Here is a 16,612-nt window from a genome sequence, read left to right on the forward strand (position 1 = left end):
GTCGTCTCCTTCCACGGAAAAGAGGAGGACCCTCCCGTGCACTCCACCCTGACCGACCCCAGCCCGACCCGGTCCGGCATCGAGCCGGCCGTCGGCCGACCGCCGATCGATACCACGAAGGTCGCTGGCATCGTGCGCGACCTGCTGATCGCGCTGGGCCAGGACCCCCAGCGGCCCGGCCTCGTGGACACCCCCGACCGCGTCGCCCGGTACTGGGCTGAGGTCCTCGACTACGATCCCGGCACCACCGACACCGTCTTCGACCACCAGGCCGAGGGCGAGGGCTGCGTCGCCGTCGGCGGCATCCGGATCACGAGCACCTGCGAACACCACCTCCTCCCCTTCACGGCCGAGGTGTGCATCGCGTACGCGCCCGCCGGCCGGGTGCTGGGCCTGTCCAAGCTGGTGCGGATCGCCCACAAGCACGCCCACAAGCTGCAGTTGCAGGAGCGGCTGGGAGCCGAGATCGCCGAGGAGGTCGCTCGGCTGACCGATAGCAAGGCGGTGGCCGTGTGGATGGTCGGCGAGCACCTGTGTATGACGGCGCGCGGTGTCACCGCGCACGGTGCCCGAACCGCCACCGAGTACCTGAGCCAGACGCTGGCGGGCGACCTGGTGACGGTGGAGCGGCTGCGCCGGGTCGCCGCGATGGCCGGCGGTGTGCGGTGAGCGGCTGGGTGACCCTCGAAGGCGTCAACGGGGTCGGCAAGAGCCACCTCGGGCGGCTCGCCTCCGCCGCGCTCGGTGTGGTGTGTGTACCGCTGGTCGAGCTGCCCGACTCCGCGCCCGCGGGCCTGCCCGGGCAAGTCGTCGCGGCTCTGTACGCCGGGGGCGACCGGTTCCTGCGCACCGGGCACCCGGCCACCGAAACGCTGCTGCTGGCCGCGCTCCAGGTGCACCGGTATGAGTCGCTGCCGCCCGTCGGCGCCGGGCGCACCGTGCTGGAGGACCGCGGTCCGACTTCCGTGGCCGTCTACCAGGCCGCCGTGCTCGCGGAGTCCAAGGCCTCCACGGACGGTTGGGCGCTGCAGCAGGCCCTGGAGATCGAGCGGACCATCCAGGCGTGGCGGCCGGTTCCCACGACGACGGTGCTGCTCACCGACGACCCCGCGGTGTGCCTGGCCCGCTTCGAGGACCGCACCGGCCTGCCGGCGAGCGCCGACGAGTGCGCGCTGATGGCCCGGGCCGGCCGGATCTACCATCTCCTCGCGGCAGACCGGCCCGAGCAGTACCTGGTGCTCGACCGGCGCACCGTCGGCGAGGCCGACGCGGTCGAGTGCATCGTTGAGGCGTGCCGCCGCGCGGCCGCCGGGGAAGGAGCGGCATCGTGAGGGAGAAGCCGATCAGCCTGCTGTGGGGGCTGCGATCCCACTGCGCCAGCCACGGCTGCCTGTACTGCTACTTCGGGACGGACGACGAGCACCGCGAGCAGGTGCCGACCCGGCTCGGGGTGCTCTCCCACCTGTCGCCGAACGACCTGACGACCGACCAGGTGCTGGAGTTCGCGGCCACGCTTGCCGACTCGCCGGTGGGCCGGGTCTTCCTCGCCGGCGGCGAGCCGCTGCTGTGGAAGCCGATCAACCGGCTGATCGGGATCCTCAAGGCGGGCGGGTTGGAGGTGGTGGTGTGCACCAGCGGCGTCGCCCTGAACCGGCCCGAGATCCGCGAACCGCTGATCGAACTCGGCGTCGACGCCGTGTCGGTGTCGCTGGACAGCGCCGACCCCGTCCACAACGACCGGTGGCGGCCGCCGCGCCGCGAAGGCGATGGCTGGGAGGCCGTCGTGTCGGGCATCATCGCGCTGATCGAGGCCCGCGGGAGCGCGCCCCGGCCCAAGGTCGGGATCTACAGCGTCATCACCCGCCGCAACCTCGCCGACATCGTCGCCGTCCCCGAACTCGCCGCGGGCCTGGGCTGTGACTACGCCGTCCCGCAGCCGATCGCCCTCGACACCGGACACCGCCTGTCGGCCATCTTGTCCTTGACCTCCGACCTGCTGCCCGAGCTGACCGCCCGGTTCGACGACCTGTACGCCGCCGACCTGCCGCTGGTGCTGCCCGAGCGCGCGTACGCCGACCAGGTCGCCTCCGCCGTGCGGCGGCCGACCGACCTCGTGCCGGGCTGCTTCGGCGGCGACACCCTGTACTTCGTGCAGCCGGACGGCACGGTGTGGGACTGCCCCTCCGGGTTGAAGATCGCCGCCACCCCGCCGCAGCGGCACCGCAGCCTCAAGGGTGCCACCGCCCGGGAGCTGTTCCGGGCCCCGACCGGCTGCGGCAACGACTGCGCGCTGTTCTCCGTGGACTGCGTCAACATGTGGCCGCTCGCCGGCTTCCCTGCCCTCGCGTCCACCGGGCAGGAGGCCTCCCGTGCGTGAGAACACCGGCCACCGGGCGATGGCCGGTGCCATTGCCCGTATGCCCGACCCGACCGGATACCGCGAAGTGGCGGCGCTGGAGACGGACCTGGCCGCCGCGTTCGGCGCCCGCCGGGCCGTCGCCGTCTCCTCCGGCACCGCAGCGATCACCACCGCGCTGGCCGCATGCGGCGTCGGCGCGGACGACGAGGTCCTGGTGCCCGCCGTCACCGTCGTCATGACGGTCGTCGCCGCCGGAGCCCGCCCCGTGTTCGTCGAGACCACCGCCGACGGCCGCAGCATGGACCTGGCCGACCTCGCGGCGAAGACCGGCCCCGACACAAAGGCCGTCGTCGCCGTGCACCTGGCCGGCCGCACCGACGGCATCCACGACCTGGTCGCCTACACCCGCACCGCAGGACTGCGGCTGATCGAGGACGCCTGCCAGGCACAGGGCACCACCACCGGTGGCCGCCACGCCGGCACCATCGGCGACATCGGTTGCTTCTCTCTCAAGGACGGCAAGATCATCTCGTGCGGGGAAGGCGGCTACCTCCTCACCGACGACGACGCCCTCGCCGACCGGGCCGCCGCCCACCGCACCCACTGGCAGACGTCGGCCCCCGGCACCCCGGCCGGAAGCCGCCTCGGCGTCAACCACCGCCTCGCCGAACCGCTCGCAGCCCTCGCCCGCCACCACCTCGCGCACTTCCCCGAGGCCCTCGCGCTGCGCCGCCGCCAGGCCGCTGCCCTCCACCACGCCGTCGACGACACCCCGGGCGTGGTCCCGCTCGCAGCAGCCGGCGGCGAGACGCCCAACGGCTACAGCGCGCTGTGGCGCCTGACCCTGCCCGGGCCCCGGGAGTTCTCCGCCCGCCTCGCCCGCCTCGGCGTCCCTAATAGCACCGGCACGCACCACCTCACCGCAGCCCACCTCCACCCGGCCTGCTCCGGCTACGCCACCGGCGACCTCCCCCGCGCGCAGGCTACGGTGGACACCCTGCTGGCCGTCCCGTTCACCGCACACGACTCCGAACGAGACATCGAACAGCGGGCGTTGACGATCCGACAGGAGGCCGCCTCGTGGAGCAGTTGACCCAGGACCCGCGCTTCGCCGCCACGACCTTCGTCGTCATCGACTTCGAAGGCCTCACCCCCGCCGGACGCCCGGCCGAGCCGATCGAGGTCGCCGCCCTCGCACTGCGCGCCGACGGCGGCCGCCTGGTGGAGGCGGGCCGGTTCGAGTCCTTGATCCGCCCGCCCGCCGACGTCCCCGTTACCCCGCTCGACACCGCCCAGACCGGCATCACCGCAGCCCTGCTCGCCGACGCGGCCCCGGCCGCCGAGGTGATGGCCCGGCTCGACGCCAACCTCACCCGGCCGCCGTACCGGCTGGTCGCCCACCACGCCTCCACCGAGGCCGGGATGATCGCCCACCAGGCCGCGCACTGCACCATCCTGGCCGCAACGCCACTGCTCGACACGATCCGCCTCGCCAAGGCAGTCGCCCCCGGGCTCGGCTCGTACAGCCTGGACAACCTCCTCGGTCACTACGGCATCGCCAAGCCGGTCGACCGGCATCGCGCGATGCCCGATGTCGAAGTCACCGCCCAGCTCCTGGCCCGGCTGCTCGCCCAAGGGTGCGCCGCCGGCCGGTGGCGCACCCTGCTGGAACTGGACATGGCTGCCGGGCTGCAGCCCAAACGACTCCCGCCGGCGACGCCAGAGGCGGAACAGAACGCCCTGTTCTGACCGCGAACTCAAGCCGCCAGGCGCAGCGACCCGTCCGCGATCCGGGCGAACAGCTCCTTCACCTGGAGGCGGGAGTCCTCCGACAGGCCCTCCAACTCGGCAATGTCCTGCTCGGTGAACCAGCGCACCTCGTGCACGGCTCCGGCGGCCGGCTCCGCGTCGCCCACCCTGGCGACGTAGACGTGGTCGATGTGGCGGTGCGGCTCCCGGGTGTGGTTGTCCGCGCAGGCGTCCATCTCCACCACCCACCACGGCGCGGGCGGCGCGCTGTGCGGAAACCCGGCGGGCAGCGGGACCGAGGGACCGGGCAGCAGCTCAGCCCGCAGCCCCGTCTCCTCCTCGATCTCGCGCAGCGCGGCCTCGGCCGCACCCTCGTCCACCTCGACGTGCCCGCCGGCCGGCAGCCACAACTCCAACCGCGGGTGCCACACCAGAGCCGCGCGGCACACCCCGTCCTCGCCGATGCGGAAAACGAACGCGCTGGCCGTCAATTCCTTGATCACTTCAACTCCCGACACTCGGCCACAGCGCCGCCCTGGCTCACCGGCCCGGCGGCTGGGATCGAGCCTTTCACACCTTGAGCCACCCATCTGACCGCTCGTCACCAATGCCACCTGCACGCCGCCTTGCATCGACAGAGGAGAACTCCGTGGAGCCCGTCTGGAAGGGCCAGCTCACCTGCGACTACGAGCACACCAGGCCCGGCAGCACCCTGCTGGAACTCGACCTTTACACCGCCTCGCTCCTGCGCTGGCCGCTCATCTTCATGGACGATCCCCGCCCGTACGGGCGAGTGCGCCGCCCGGGCATTGTCGACATCCCCGAGCCGGATCACCTCGTCCTCACCCGCCGATGGCACGACCTGCTCGCTGATCCCGCGTACGCGAGCGCGATGGTCGCCGCCGCCGAGCAGCGCAAGCTGCTTGCCGACACGGCTCTGCACGCCACGGAACACGAACTCGACCGCGGCGGCGCGGCCGAGCTGCCGCTCGCGCGGGCCACCGAGGCGTTCCTCGGCGTGATGAGTGCCCACATCGTCAACTGGCTGCTGCCCGACGACCAGTGGCAGCAGCTGCTCGCCGGACTCCTGGGAGGCGCCGCCGACGGGCGGGCCTGCCGCCTGGCGCTGAACACCCCGGATGCCACCGGCCATCTCCTGGACGCCCACCTGGTACTCCTGGACGGGGCCGACACCCTCACCGGCGGCGCCGACCTGACCGCTGCGGCCGACGCCCTTGCCGCCCGCGCCGGGACCCTGTACGGCGACGGTTCCCCGGCTGCCGCCGCAATGCCCCTCGAAGACCGGAACCGCGCCGCCGCGTTGCTCACCGCTACCGCCATCACCGACACCGGCAGCCAGCGCGCCGTCATCGACGACGCCCGCCGCCGCGCCGTCGGGCTGCGCGACGCCTGGGTCCTCGCCGCCCGTCTCGCCGCCGCCGGCGACCCGGTCGCCACCGCGCGAGTGGCGGCACTGACCGCGGTGTGCCGCTGGGCGGCTGACAGTGAGGAGAGCCGCAAGGTCCAGCGGCACCGCTACCTGGCCGCCGCCCGCCGCTGGTGCGAGTACCACGGCGCCGACCCCGCCACCGTCACCACCGCCGACCTGCTCACCCGGGGAGTCACCCGATGACCGCCACCCTGCCCTCGCTCGACCAGGACCTGCGCACCGAGACCGCGGGAGCGAAGGCCACCGCCCTCGCACGCCTGGCCGCCGCCGGCCTGCCCGTCCCCGCCGGCGTCGTCGTCCCCGTCGACCACCCGGACGACCTCCTGCCCGGCGCCGTCGCCGAGATCCTCACCCGCTGCCCGGCCCCCCACGGGCTGATCGCCCGTTCCTCCGCCGTCGCCGAGGACGGCCACAGCGCGTCCTTCGCCGGCCTGTTCACCTCCCGCATCACCCCGGCCGCCCCCTCCGCGCTGCTCGACGCGCTCCGCGCCGTCCGTGCCTCCGCCCACCACCCGACCGTCGCCACCTACGGCCGGGCCAGGGGCATAACAGCCCATCCGGCTATGGCCGTGCTCGTCCAGGCCGCCCTGCGCCCGGTCTGCTCGGGCGTCCTGGCCGCCGAGGTCGCCGAGGGCCGCTGCACCCGGTGGCGGATCGAGGCCGTCCGCGGCCTGGCCGAACCGCTCGTCTCCGGCACCCAGACCGGCGAGATCCACACCGGCGGCCGCGGTCAGGAGGCCGGCACCCGCCCGGCCGTCCAGGAGACCATCCAACTCCCCGGCACCCCGGACGAGTTGGATATGCCGCCGGGCGAGTGGGTGGACCTTGTTCCGGACAGCGGCACCCGCGCGAAGATCCGCACGTCCGAGGCGGGCGTCCTGCACCTGCACACCCCGGCCCAGCTGGCCGGCCATCCTGTGCTCGCCGCCGGGGCCCGCGGGCGGCTCCTCACCACGGCCGCTCTCGCCGCCACGGTGCTCGGCCTGGACCGCATAGACGTCGAGTGGGTGATCGACCACCGCGCCGAACTCCACCTCATCCAGGCCCGCCCGCTCACCGCCCCCCTCACCGGCCGCACCACCGGCGCCCCTACGACCGTCGACGACAACTTGGTGCTGCACGGGATCGCCGCCGCCCCCGGCGTCGTCATCGGACCCGCTACTCGTGCCGACAACGGCACCGCCGACATCTCCGGCCGGGTGCTGCTCTGCCGGGAACTCGGCCCCGAAGCCGTCCCCGCGCTGCTCACCGGCCCGGCTGCCGTCGTCGCCACCACCGGCGGCGAGCTCTCCCACACCGCGATCATCACCCGCGAACTCGGCATCCCCTGCGTCACCAACGTCACCAACGCCCTCACCGCCATCGCCCCCGCCACCATCGTCGAGGTCGACGGAAACACCGGCACCGTCCGCCCCACCACCGCCGTTCCCGCCCAACGCGCCGCCCAGGACGCCCTGCCGCTCGCCATGACCGCGGTCCTCACCCGCACCCTCGAAAACCCGCTGCCCGCCGACGGCCGCGCCGCCACCGTCCTTTGGCTCGACCCCGACGGGCCCACCCCCGACCTCACCCCGTTCGCGGCCGCAGGACCGCACCCCGTCGCGGTACTACTGCCCGGCGACCTCCCGGTCCCGGCCACCGCCCCACCCGGCATCCGCCCGATCCGTCTGCACGGCCTCGGCACCCTGCTGTGGCCCCGAGGCACCCCGCCCCCGCCCGCCGAGATCGCCGTCCTGGGGCCCGACGGACAGGTCCTCCACCGCAGGACCATGACCGACACTGCCGCCCTCCTCGGCGACGCGCAGGCTTTGATCGTGGACTGGGACGGCACCGTCGCGGACAACACCGTCGCCCGCCACCGAGCCCTCCAGGCCGCGCTCGCCCCGTACGGCATCCCGGTCCCCGCGGACCGCTACCGAGCGCTGGCCGGCCTTCCGGTCCGCGACGTGATCGTCCAGCTCGCCGCCGACCTCACCCTGCCGATTCCCCCCGTCGAGGAGGTGGTCGCGCACAGCCGCACCGCGCTGCTCGCCGGTCCGGCACCGCTCCCGATCGCCTGCACCGTCGACCTCCTCCGCGCCGCCAACGCCCTCGGCATCCCGGTGGCCGTCGCCTCCAGCGCCGCCACCGTCCTCGTCCACGACGGCATCCAGCGGCTCGGGCTCCAGGCGCTGCTGCCCGTCGTCGTGACCCTCGACGACGTGCCCTGCGGCAAGCCCGCCCCCGACGCCTACCTGGAAGCCGCCCGCCGCCTCGGAGCCGATCCAGCCCGGTGCCTGGCCGTCGACGACGCCGCCGACGGCATCACCGCCGCCCTCGCCGCCGGCATGCGCACCCTCACCATCCACCACGGCCGCCTCGTCCCCGCCACGGCCGCCGGCGTCCCGGGAGGCCCTCGTGCCGCGCAACCCTGACGACCGACTTCCCGGACCTCAGTCCGTGCTCGCCGTGTTCGCCCATCCCGACGACGCCGAACTCTGGGCCGGCGGCACTCTCGCCCTCCACGCCGAGCACGCACCCGTCCACATCGCCGTCCCCGTTCACGACGAGGTCCGCGACGCCGAAGCTCGGGCCGGAGCCGCCGTCCTCGGAGCCGCCCTCCACCAGCTCCCCGTGCTCATCCCGGAAGCGGTCAGGGACCTGCTCGTCGAACTGAAGCCGCACGTGGTGATCACCCACCCCGTCCTCGACATCCACGCCGACCACCGGCACGTCAGCGAAGCCGTCCTCGAAGCCCTGCCCGAAGCGAAGATCGCCACTGGCCAACCCCGCCGCCTCTACACCTGCGACACCTACAACTCCCTCACCCTCACCGGACCGCTCGCCCCCACCACACTGGTCGATGTCACCGACACCTTCGACACCAAGATGCGCGCGCTGCGCTGCCACGAATCCCAGCCCATCGACAGCCACTTCGGCCCCATGGCCGAAGACATCGCCCGCCTATGGGGACGGCGCAGCGGCGCCCGCTACGCCGAGGCGTTCACCGCCCTGCCCGTCCTAGGCCGCCTGCCCGGCGCCACCCACCTGTGACGTCCGTCGGGGCCGGGCCGAAGCGCCCGAGCCCGGCACCAGCCACGCTGCCTGCCTCACGAACCCCCACTGGCAAGGGAACAGGTCCGCTCGTCATCACCTCGTTCAACAAACACCCGGTCACCAGCGCCACCGAACTGAAGACCGCCCGCATCGCAAGGTCCGCTCCGGCGTCACCGTCCCCGTCACCTACCGCCAGCCCAACGGCAAGACCCGCGGGGCAGCTGGAGCGGTCCAGCAGGCCTGCCTCGATTTCGGTCCGCCAACGCCGCGGAGCTGCTTGCCGTGCACGGTCAGCCGGGCATTACGGTGGGGACACGAAGACCTCCGTGTGGTGTGGAGCATAGACACCTCCACCAGCTCCCCAGCACGCCGACTTCGGCCGCTGCCGCTACAACCGGTTGGCCTCGGTGTCGCGGTCGATCGCCTCCAGCAGCGCGGGGCCCACCGGCAGCCGGTCCTGCGCGGGCTTGAGAACGGCGCCGAGCACGGTCACCAGTGCCCAGTGCGGGGGCGGCGCGAGTCCGAGCGCAACATCGAGGACCTGGGCGATCTCATCGTTGGCCAAGGCCTTCAGGAGAAGCTCCGGAACGGGGGCGTAGTGGATGCTCATGTCCGCCCAGGCCGTGCCGGGTGCCGTCCCCTTCATCACGTAGTGGTGGCGGTCCAGGACAGCCAAGCCGTCCTCCAGAGCCCGCCGGTTGTCCGACGAGAGCTCGAACGGCGCCGTAAGGGCCTTGAAATAGGAAGCTACAGTCTGCCCCTTAGGGATCTGTCCGGCCCCATCGCTCCGGGTGATCCAGAGATCAACCGCCTGCTTCTCGACCTCGCTCAGCGCCAGGTTTCTCCTGGCAACCTCCAGACTGGGGTGATCAGTGAAGGCACTGGCCACGGTGCCGAGCAGGACCCCAGCTGCGGCACGCTGCTCGACGTTACCTGCTGCCGCTGAGGCAAGACGCTCGACGAGCACCGCGCGATGGGAGGTGACAGCGAGCCTCGCCAATCCGCCGCACAGACCGGCCACGTCGGTGGCGGTCGGTCGCTGCAGAGCACCGAACATGACCTGGACCAGGCCCAGTTCGAAGCTCGGATGGATACGGGCCAGATTGTCTTCGAGGATGTCCTTGGCCAGGGAGGGCGCGGTCGGGAAGAGGTTCCTCAGCCGGTGCGGATCACTGTCGAGGTTCCCGAGGAGCGACAGAATGCTTTTCTGGAAACGCGACGAGCTCTCCAAGAGATGGCCGGCCGCCAGGAGCCAGGTGTTTCGCCAGTGAGGGTGATGGGCGATCAGGCGCAGTCGTTCCAGGACCTGGAGGTCCTCGCCTTCAGTAATCGAGCGCGCGGCCATCAGCTCCTGCAGCGAACGGACGTCGAATCCAACGCCTCCGTCACGCGGCGCCAGGAGGACCAAGCGGTGAGTAGCGGCCTGAGCCAGGTCGGTGGCGTGCCGGCCCGCTTCCTCGCTGCCGAAGCCCTTGTCCACGAACTGCCGTCGGGCCAGTGCGTGAAGGTCCTCGGTGCTCATGACCGCTTCAGCGCCGTCGGCCTCCTCCGAAGCCGCCTGCAGGTGCAGCCCCACCAGTGCATGGAGCCGGTCGATGTCGATGCGGTGCTGAGACAGGAACCGGGCGATGGGAATGCCCTTGGCGACTTCCCGCTCGAACATCGTCCGGTAGTACAGGTTGAACAGGGAGAACCTGTCCGGCGGCAGGGTAGGGAACTTCTCCACAATGAACGACATGATCGTCACCTGCAGAGGTGTCTCCATCAGACGCTGTGTGACCGGGTCCTGAGCTGCCTCGCGCATCCGCTCGGCGACCTTGGCGCGCATCTCATCGTCGTCGGTGAAGCGCTTGTCGGTGATCTGCTGAGCGAACATGGCGGCCTGCTCCGCCGGCAGTCGCTGCAGGAAAAGGTGACGGAAGGCGTCGGCGGGCAGGCGCTCGTCATAGCCGGTGGGACGCGTGGTGACCACCACCAGCAGGTCCGCGTCGGAGTCCTCCGCGAGGGTGAGAAGATCGTCGATCTTCTCGTAGACCGCCCGGCGCGACGCCTGCGAAGGCACCTCGTCCAGACCGTCGAGGATCAGCGCCCACGGCCAAGCCGCCAGCCACCCCCGAAGCTCCTGCGCCGTCACCTCCCCCTCGGTGCGCTTGGACAGCTGCTGCGAGATCCAGCGCAGCAGCGTCACATCCGACCCGGCCGCCAACTCCTCCGCATACTTGGCCAGGTCGATGCGCACGGGCCACCGCAGGTTCCCCGGCACCGACAGCCCGAGCCGCTCCAGCGCCGCGAGGGTGCCCGCTACGATCTCCCGGGTGCTCGGGCCGAGGTCCACGGCGTTGAGCATCGCCGCCCGGTAAGCCTGGGCTATGAGCTGACTGATCGTCGACTTTCCCTGCCCGGGTCCGCCCACGACCACGACATGCGGCATTCGCGAACGGCCAGGCGTGCGCGGCCGCAGTACCGTGTCCCCGATCTCCAGCACATGCCGAACCGCCTGCACACTCCCGCCGCCATCCTCGACCTTGGCGGGCAGGTCGATCGCGATGTCGTCCAGCCACAGCTTCGCATCCCCGGCACCGCCGGACTGGCTCAGCCGCACCCACCGGTCCGCCTTGAGCGCGAACAACAACTCCTGCCGCAGCGGATCACAGACCTCCAGCGACCCCAGGCGCACCGAGTCCCTGCTCAGCATCGACAGCACGTCCCCCACCGTCAGCAGGCCCGGAAACGCCCACCGGACCCCCTGGTGGGCGTCAAGCATCGACCTGAGCTGGTCCGCGTGCCAGATCGCGAACCCCTTGACCCTTAGGCCAGCCTCAACGGCATCCTTGCTGCGCAGCTTCCGCTGCACATAACTGGTGAGCGTATCGATCCCGCCAACCCGGGCCACGGCCGACAGCTCGACGTTCGTCACGAAAATCAGGTAGTCCGGCAGACGGGTCCGGGCGCCGTTCTTGGCGGCCTTGACCCAGTTGCTGATCTCCGAACGGATCTCCTGCTGCAGCCACATCGCATTGTCCTGCGGAAACGACTTCGCTTTCACCTGGAACTTCGCCTGCAGCACGGTGAAGCCCGACCACGCGTCCGGCTCCGCGATCTCCCCGACATGAGTCCTCGACCAGGTGATCGTCCCCTCGAAGGTGGCTTCGCGCCCACCGTCGCGGCCATCACCGAACGCCTGCACTGCGGAGCCGAGTTCCTCCCGCGCGAGCGCAACCACCATTTGCTCGAAAGCACGAGTACCAAGCCGCGTCAGGTCATAGTCAGGCACCCCGCCATCCTGGCAGAGCCCGCCGACCATCCCAAAGTCGTGAACCCAGCCAGCAAGCTGGCCACCACGGGTCCCGAATTACGCAGCCCCGGTTGGACATCGCGCCCCGAGTCACCGCCGCAGCGGCCGACGGCACGCTGGCCGAAGGGGTGGCCGGTTCGCGTCCGCCGCGGCCGTGCCCCCGCCCCCGGCCCGGGCGCCGAGGGGTTGGCGTCCTGGGGGCACGCGGTGGGAGCAACCTTGAGGAACGTCGGCCGCCCGGCCGGGGGTGGGGCCGAGACGGCCGGGCTCAGCCTCGGGTGGGGTGGGTGAGGGCATCCCAGGCGGCGTAGCCGCCGAGGAGGTCGGAGACGTCGGGGTGGCCGTGGTGGCGGAGCAGGCTGGCGGCGATGGAGGAGCGGTGGCCGCCGGCGCAGTGGACGACCAGGGGGCGGTCGGTGGGGATCTCGGCCAGGCGGGCGGGGAGTTCGGCCAGGGCGATGTGCAGGGATCCTTCGACGGCGCCCGCTTCGCGTTCGCCGCAGGTGCGCACGTCCAGGACGGTGGGGGGCTGCTCGCCGGCGAGGGCGGTGCGGAGCCGGTCGGCGGTGAGGCGGCTGGCGGGGGTGAGGTCGTCGGCGAGGGCGGGCAGGGCGCCCGCGGGGTTACGCAGGTAGCCGGCGACGCGGTCGAAGCCGATGCGGGCGAGGCGGATGACGACCTCGTCCTCGCGGTCCTGGGGGGCGATGATCGCGAGGGTGTTGTCGGGGGTGAGGACGGTGCCGGCCTGTTCGGCGAAGCGGCCGTCGAGGGGGACGTTGACGGCGCCGCGGACGTGTCCCGCGCCGAAGTCCTCGGGGCTGCGGGCGTCGAGGACGACGGCGCCCGCGGCGCGGGCCTCCTTGAAGCCCTCGGGGCACAGCGGACGGGCGGCGTTGGCGCGGTCGAAGAGCTCGCGCTCGCGGCGGTTGAGGTCGGCGTCGTGGCCGAAGTAGGCGGGGGCGGCGGACTGGCCGGCGGTGACGATGCGGACGAAGGTGTCCTGGTCCATCGGCTGGCAGGCGTAGTTGGTGCGGCGCTGCGCGCCGATGGTGGAGCTCTTCTCGCTGGAGAGGTTCTTGCCGCAGGCCGAGCCGGCGCCGTGGGCGGGGAAGACCAGGGTCTCGTCGGGCAGGCCCATCAGCTTGCGGTGCACGCTGTCGTACAGCATCGCGCCGAGTTCCTCGGCGGTGACACCGGCGGAGGCGAGCAGGTCCGGGCGGCCGACATCGCCGATGAACAGCGCGTCGCCGGTCAGCACACCGTAGGGGACGGTGTCGTCGGAGTGCTCGAAGACCAGGATGCTGATCGACTCGGGGGTGTGCCCGGGGGTCTCCATGATCTCCAGGGTCACGTCGCCGAGCTCGATCCGCTCGCCGTCGGCGAGCTTGCGGATGGGGTACTCGGTCTCCGCCCGCTGCCCGTACCCGATCCAGGCGCCGGTGCGGTCCGCCAGTTCGAGGTGGCCGGCCAGGAAGTCGGCGTGGAAGTGGGTGTTGATGACACCGACGACGGTCAGGCCTCGCGCCGTGGCGTCAGCAAGGTACTCGTCGACGTCCCGGCGGGGGTCGACGATCACGGCCTGGCCGCTGGTCTCGTCGGCGATCAGGTAGGACGCCTGGGAGAGACAGTCGAGGTAGTACTGGCTGAAGATCACGGGGTTGTCTCCTTCGTTGGGGTCTGAGCAGCCGGCCACACACTCCAGCATACCCAGGGGGGTATTAATTCCGACAAACGAACCTGCTCGAAGCGCTCGCCTCTGGCGCCCTATCACGCGACGGCGGCGCGACCGAACCGCTCTTCTCCCCCGATATTCGGGCTCCGTGAACGCGGTTGATCACCCCAGGAGGAGCCCATGTCTGAGCAGTTCATGAGCGCCAAGCAGGCCGCCGAGTACCTGAACATGTCCGTCGCATGGGTGTACCGGGAAGCGCCGCGGGTGGGACTCGTTCCCTACCGGTTCGGCAGCGGCCGGAACGCGAAGCTTCAGTTCAAGGTGTCCGAGGTACAGGCGTGGGTGAGGCAGCAGCGACTGTCCGGCCCGTGAGACCTGCCCTGCACGCGAGGGGTCCGCCGGTACAGGGCGGGCCCCTCGCGCGCTTTACGCGGCCAGGCCGAGGTCGAGGAGCTGCGCCGCGCGGCTGATCGAGCCGGGCATCAGGTGGCGGTAGATCTTGAAGGTGATCTCGATGTTGCGGTGACCCATCCACTCCGCGACATCGGTGATCGGGATGTTGCGGCTGAGGCAGTTCGATGCGAAGAAGTGGCGCAACCCGTAGAGCACCATGCCCTCGGGGATGTCGATGTGTCCACGTGCTTTGATCCTTTGCCACTGGTTGTAGATGGTGTGGTGCGGCATGGCCTGGCTGATGTCCTTGGGGTGGCGCAGGAGGTAGCCGTCCACGGTCCCGTACGTGTCCGCGTACCACTCGATGGCGTGCTTGGTACGCGCCGGCAGCGGTACGTCGCGGTACTCGCCGGCCTTGCGGTGCTTCAGGCGCGCGTAGGTCTTGGTCGCCTGGTTGACCTGCTCGGTGACGCGGTAGACGTCGTCCGCGACGATGTTGTTGATGTTGACGGCGTACGCCTCGCCGTTGCGCAGCCCACAGCCGCTCATGACTTCGGCGACCAGCCGGAAGGCGTCGTCGCCGGCGCTCCGGATCTCCTGAAGTTGACCGACGGAGGGGATCACCACACGCTCGGGGTCGTACTGAGGAGGCTGGACGCCGAGCAGCGGGCTGTCCTCGTAGAGGCCGAGCCTGTGCGCGTCCAACAGGATCACCTTCAGCCTGACGAAGGCGTTGGTCTGGGCGGCCAGGCCGACGCCGTTCCGCTCCATGGTCTCGATGAACGCTTCCACGACCTTGTGGTCGAAGGTGCCCATGCGGCGACTGCCGAAGGCCGGAAGGAGGTGGTTCTTCAGGATGGAGTCGATGTTCCGCAGCGAGGTCGGACTCTGGTGGCGCTGGCCTTTCCGCCACTCGGCGGCGTAGGCCGAGAACGCCATCCCGCCGTACTGCTTGATGCGGTCCGCCTTTCGCTGGCTCTGCGGCGCGTTCTTCCGCGCGTGGTAGACCTCGGCGAGCCGGGTCTTGGCCTTGTCCTGGTTGGCGAAGCCGGACTCCTCCGTCTGCCGCCCCGCCGCGTTGCGGTACCTGATCTTGTACTCGTGCGGGCACTTGCTCCAGCGGGACTCCGGGTGCTCGCACTCCTTGAAGAAGCTGCCCATGCCGCGGGTGAGGCCTGTGGTTGCCATCTGGTGGTTCCTCCGGGAATCTTGCTGACCCTTTGCTGACCCCGGATGGTCGATCATGACCCTGAGCTGGGCAGAAACGTCAGACTCGTGATAACTGGGCGAAGTAGAGCTGATAGTTGAGCGAGACACAGGCTCCGCCGTCGAATCTTGCGGTGCTCAGTCCGGGGTGGCGCTTGGCGAGCAGTTCTCGGGCCCGATCGAGGTCGACGAGGTAGTCGACGCCGATGTTGTGCAACGCGCCGTAGTGGAAGGGCAGGTGGTACGGCTCCGGTACGGGCGGCAGCGGCAGGCCGGTCATGAGGACTCCGAGGGCGAGAGGGAGGAAGGAGAGGACGAGGAAGGTGTGGGCGTACCGGCGGCGGGTGGCGGCACGGCCGCCGGGCGGTGTAGCTCCAGCAGGTCGCGGTGCATCCGTTCGGCGCTGCGTAATGCGAGGGCGGCCATGGTGAGCGAGGGGTTCCCGTTCGGCCTCGCGGTAGTGGGGCTCCAGGTCGTGGTAGCCGATCGGCCAGTTGCGGCCGTGGCCGAGGTCGCCGGTGCGGAGTCCTCGGGGTGCATGCGCGGGGTGACGCCGGTCCAGAGCAGGCCGGTGCCGCCGTTGGCGCGCAGGTAGCCGCTGGCGTAGGGCAACGGACCGTACTGGCGGAGGTGCCCGGTGGCGGTGAAGCCTCCGTCCGGGAGGCCGCTGAGGTCAGTGACGTCGGGTGACGGGGCGTCGGGGCTGTGCGGGTAGGGCGAGGTGGGCGGTCCGCCGCCGCCGGCGAGGTGGGCGGTGGCGGCCTGGGCTCCGGTGGGCGCGGCCCGCCCGGCTTCCAGGGCGAGGACCCGCCAGCCCTGTGCGCCGAGCCGGTGGGCGACCAGCGTCCCGGCGAAGCCCGCACCGACCACGACGGCGTCCCGGCGCGCGCTCATCGGCCCTCGCTCCCGGGTGCTGCGCTCCCCGGCAGCGCGCTCCCCGGCCCGGGCCCGGTGCCGCCCGACCGGTCACCCGCCGCCGGCGCGGGCACCGACGCTCCGCCCGGCGTCTCCGCCCCCGGCGGCGCCTCGGCCCAGCTGCCGTGGCCGGGGGCGGCGGAGCCGGGCGGGCGGGCGTGGAAGGTCCGCCAGACCAGCCCCTGGTCGTGGGCGCGGGCCGAGGAGGGCGCCTCGCCGGGCCAGGCGCCGACGTACCAGAGGTGGACCAGGGCATGCTCGTCGCGGACCCGGTGGGCCAGCGTGGTGCGGTGGTGCTCGTCCGCCATGCCGGTGGCGCGCAGCTCGGGCACGTCGAAGCCGGTCAGCTCGGCACAGACGCGCAGGAACTCGTCCAGGTCGGCGAGGGCGTCGACGTACCGGTTCGTGACGGGGTCCCAGCACTCCGCCAGGTCGTAGTCGGCCGGGCGGTCGTCGGACACGGACACGCGGGCACCCCCACGATCGGCAACGGGTGGCCGGGGCCCGACGGGCCGTACGGCGCAACGGCCGGACGGC

At 71.7% G+C, this 16,612-nt stretch carries 16 protein-coding genes; 9 read left to right on the plus strand and 7 right to left on the minus strand.

All coding sequences use genetic code 11. The features are described 5' to 3' along the window. Positions 1 to 36 precede the first annotated feature (36 nt). The 5 genes from folE to QWJ13_RS26580 are packed head-to-tail and all read left to right on the plus strand — an operon-like array spanning position 37 to position 4,108. Positions 37 to 669, plus strand: a complete 633-nt coding sequence (gene folE / locus QWJ13_RS26560; RefSeq protein ID WP_316527568.1) for a GTP cyclohydrolase I — start codon at positions 37 to 39, stop codon at positions 667 to 669. After that, positions 666 to 1,331 (plus strand): thymidylate kinase, encoded by a 666-nt coding sequence (locus QWJ13_RS26565; RefSeq protein WP_316527569.1) that lies wholly within the window; start codon positions 666 to 668, stop codon positions 1,329 to 1,331. The genes folE and QWJ13_RS26565 overlap by 4 nt, the downstream gene beginning before the upstream one ends. Continuing rightward, a complete protein-coding gene (locus QWJ13_RS26570) occupies positions 1,328 to 2,377 on the plus strand; it encodes a radical SAM protein (protein ID WP_316527570.1) in 1,050 nt (349 codons plus the stop codon). Before QWJ13_RS26565 ends, QWJ13_RS26570 begins: the two co-directional genes overlap by 4 nt. Then, positions 2,370 to 3,452 (plus strand): DegT/DnrJ/EryC1/StrS family aminotransferase, encoded by a 1,083-nt coding sequence (locus tag QWJ13_RS26575; protein WP_316527571.1) that lies wholly within the window; start codon positions 2,370 to 2,372, stop codon positions 3,450 to 3,452. Before QWJ13_RS26570 ends, QWJ13_RS26575 begins: the two co-directional genes overlap by 8 nt. Next, positions 3,440 to 4,108 (plus strand): 3'-5' exonuclease, encoded by a 669-nt coding sequence (locus tag QWJ13_RS26580; protein ID WP_316527572.1) that lies wholly within the window; start codon positions 3,440 to 3,442, stop codon positions 4,106 to 4,108. The genes QWJ13_RS26575 and QWJ13_RS26580 overlap by 13 nt, the downstream gene beginning before the upstream one ends. An 8-nt stretch (positions 4,109 to 4,116) precedes the next feature. On the opposite strand, the gene QWJ13_RS26585 is transcribed toward QWJ13_RS26580, so the two are convergent. Next, positions 4,117 to 4,611, minus strand: coding sequence for an NUDIX domain-containing protein (locus QWJ13_RS26585; RefSeq protein WP_316527573.1), 495 nt, complete (start codon positions 4,609 to 4,611; stop codon positions 4,117 to 4,119). A 146-nt stretch (positions 4,612 to 4,757) separates the two neighbouring features. Between QWJ13_RS26585 and QWJ13_RS26590 the strand changes: the two genes are divergently transcribed. From QWJ13_RS26590 to QWJ13_RS26600, 3 genes are read left to right on the plus strand one after another with little or no spacing between them, the layout of a single operon-like run. Further along, the gene (locus QWJ13_RS26590) at positions 4,758 to 5,741 is read left to right on the plus strand and encodes a hypothetical protein (protein WP_316527574.1); all 984 of its coding nucleotides are present in this window, start codon (positions 4,758 to 4,760) and stop codon (positions 5,739 to 5,741) included. Next, the gene (locus QWJ13_RS26595) at positions 5,738 to 7,972 is read left to right on the plus strand and encodes an HAD-IA family hydrolase (protein WP_316527575.1); all 2,235 of its coding nucleotides are present in this window, start codon (positions 5,738 to 5,740) and stop codon (positions 7,970 to 7,972) included. Before QWJ13_RS26590 ends, QWJ13_RS26595 begins: the two co-directional genes overlap by 4 nt. A 25-nt stretch (positions 7,973 to 7,997) precedes the next feature. Continuing rightward, the gene (locus QWJ13_RS26600) at positions 7,998 to 8,591 is read left to right on the plus strand and encodes a PIG-L deacetylase family protein (protein ID WP_316527576.1); all 594 of its coding nucleotides are present in this window, start codon (positions 7,998 to 8,000) and stop codon (positions 8,589 to 8,591) included. A gap of 391 nt (positions 8,592 to 8,982) precedes the next feature. Here QWJ13_RS26600 and QWJ13_RS26605 read toward each other — a convergent pair whose 3' ends face one another. Next, positions 8,983 to 11,868 carry an NACHT domain-containing protein gene (locus QWJ13_RS26605; RefSeq protein ID WP_316527577.1) on the minus strand — a complete coding sequence of 962 codons (2,886 nt, stop codon included), beginning with the start codon at positions 11,866 to 11,868 and terminating at the stop codon, positions 8,983 to 8,985. Between the two features lie 289 nt (positions 11,869 to 12,157). After that, positions 12,158 to 13,543, minus strand: coding sequence for an MBL fold metallo-hydrolase (locus tag QWJ13_RS26610; protein WP_316527578.1), 1,386 nt, complete (start codon positions 13,541 to 13,543; stop codon positions 12,158 to 12,160). Between the two features lie 198 nt (positions 13,544 to 13,741). Here QWJ13_RS26610 and QWJ13_RS26615 point away from each other — a divergent pair, with 198 nt between their 5' ends. Then, entirely contained in the window at positions 13,742 to 13,933 is a 192-nt protein-coding gene (locus tag QWJ13_RS26615) for a helix-turn-helix transcriptional regulator (RefSeq protein ID WP_316527579.1), read from the plus strand. A 54-nt stretch (positions 13,934 to 13,987) separates the two neighbouring features. On the opposite strand, the gene QWJ13_RS26620 is transcribed toward QWJ13_RS26615, so the two are convergent. From QWJ13_RS26620 to QWJ13_RS26635, 4 genes are all read right to left on the minus strand, one after another. Then, positions 13,988 to 15,142, minus strand: coding sequence for a tyrosine-type recombinase/integrase (locus QWJ13_RS26620; protein ID WP_316527580.1), 1,155 nt, complete (start codon positions 15,140 to 15,142; stop codon positions 13,988 to 13,990). Positions 15,143 to 15,221: 79 nt separating this feature from the next. Beyond that, positions 15,222 to 15,440, minus strand: a complete 219-nt coding sequence (locus QWJ13_RS26625; protein WP_316527581.1) for a hypothetical protein — start codon at positions 15,438 to 15,440, stop codon at positions 15,222 to 15,224. After that, positions 15,437 to 16,054: an NAD(P)-binding protein gene (locus QWJ13_RS26630; protein ID WP_316527583.1), complete on the minus strand. Its 618-nt coding sequence runs from the start codon at positions 16,052 to 16,054 to the stop codon at positions 15,437 to 15,439. The genes QWJ13_RS26625 and QWJ13_RS26630 overlap by 4 nt, the downstream gene beginning before the upstream one ends. Then, positions 16,051 to 16,542, minus strand: coding sequence for a hypothetical protein (locus tag QWJ13_RS26635; protein WP_316527584.1), 492 nt, complete (start codon positions 16,540 to 16,542; stop codon positions 16,051 to 16,053). The genes QWJ13_RS26630 and QWJ13_RS26635 overlap by 4 nt, the downstream gene beginning before the upstream one ends. Between the last annotated feature and the right edge of the window lie 70 nt (positions 16,543 to 16,612).

Origin of the sequence: Kitasatospora brasiliensis (genome assembly GCF_032654805.1) — a bacterium.
GTDB classification, from domain to species: Bacteria; Actinomycetota; Actinomycetes; order Streptomycetales; family Streptomycetaceae; genus Kitasatospora; species Kitasatospora brasiliensis.

Bases quoted from the DNA above. Each gene is read 5' to 3' on its own strand.
- QWJ13_RS26615 (WP_316527579.1), top strand. From the start codon at position 13,742: ATGTCTGAGCAGTTCATGAGCGCCAAGCAGGCCGCCGAGTACCTGAAC.
- QWJ13_RS26595 (WP_316527575.1), top strand. From the start codon at position 5,738: ATGACCGCCACCCTGCCCTCGCTCGACCAGGACCTGCGCACCGAGACC.
- QWJ13_RS26625 (WP_316527581.1), bottom strand. From the start codon at position 15,440: ATGACCGGCCTGCCGCTGCCGCCCGTACCGGAGCCGTACCACCTGCCC.
- QWJ13_RS26630 (WP_316527583.1), bottom strand. From the start codon at position 16,054: ATGAGCGCGCGCCGGGACGCCGTCGTGGTCGGTGCGGGCTTCGCCGGG.
- QWJ13_RS26620 (WP_316527580.1), bottom strand. From the start codon at position 15,142: ATGGCAACCACAGGCCTCACCCGCGGCATGGGCAGCTTCTTCAAGGAG.